The 919-nt window shown below is 63.1% G+C and carries 1 protein-coding gene; it reads right to left on the minus strand.

Going from position 1 to position 919, the window contains the following annotated elements; genetic code table 11:
* Positions 1 to 919, minus strand: a 919-nt coding sequence (locus SB772_RS39025; protein ID WP_410838393.1) for a radical SAM protein, incomplete at both ends; no start/stop codon positions are given.

Genomic DNA, 919 nt, shown 5'->3' on the forward strand with positions numbered 1-919 from the left:
TTCGCGTACTCGATGGTCTTCTGGATCGTCTCCTGCGTCTCGCCCGGCAGCCCCAGAATGAAGGTGCCGTGAATCTTGATGCCGAGCTTGCGGCAGTCGTCGCTGAAGCGGCGCGCGATGTCGGTGCGCAGCCCCTTCTTGATGTTCAGCAGGATCTGGTCGTCGCCCGATTCGTAGCCCACCAGCAGCAGGCGCAGGCCGTTTTCCTTCATGATCTTCAGCGTCGAATACGGCACGTTCGCCTTCGCGTTGCACGACCACGTCACCCCCAGCTTGCCCAGACCGCGGGCGATTTCCTCGACGCGCGGCTTGAAGTCGGTGAAGGTGTCGTCGTCGAACATGATCTCCTTGACCTCAGGCATGTTGTCGCGAATCCATTTGACCTCCTCGAGCACGTTCTCGACCGAGCGCGTGCGGTAGCGGTGGCCGCCGACCGTCTGCGGCCACAGGCAGAAGGTGCACTTCGAGCGGCAGCCGCGGCCCGTGTAGATCGACACGTACGGGTGCTTCAGGTAACCGATGAAGTAGTTGTCGATCGTCAGGTCGCGCTGGTACACCGGCGCCACGAACGGCAGCTCGTCCATGTTCTCGAGGATCGGGCGCGCCGCGTTGTGCTCGATCGAGCCGTCGGGCGCGCGATAGCTCAGGCCCAGGATCTGCGCGAACGGCTTGCCTTCGGCCACTTCCTGGCAGGTGAAATCGAACTCCTCGCGGCAGACGAAATCGATCGCCTCGCTGGCGGTCAGCGAATTGTGCGGATCGACCGCGACCTTCGCGCCGACCATGCCGATCAGCACGGCGGGCTTGCGCTTTTTCAGGTCTTCGGCGAACAGCGCGTCGGTGGGGAACGACGGCGTGCTGGTGTGGATGATCACCAGATCGTATTGCTGCGCGATCTCGAGCGAGGTGTCGACGGACA

The organism is Paraburkholderia sp. SIMBA_030, from assembly GCF_046535245.1.
Lineage (GTDB): Bacteria > Pseudomonadota > Gammaproteobacteria > Burkholderiales > Burkholderiaceae > Paraburkholderia.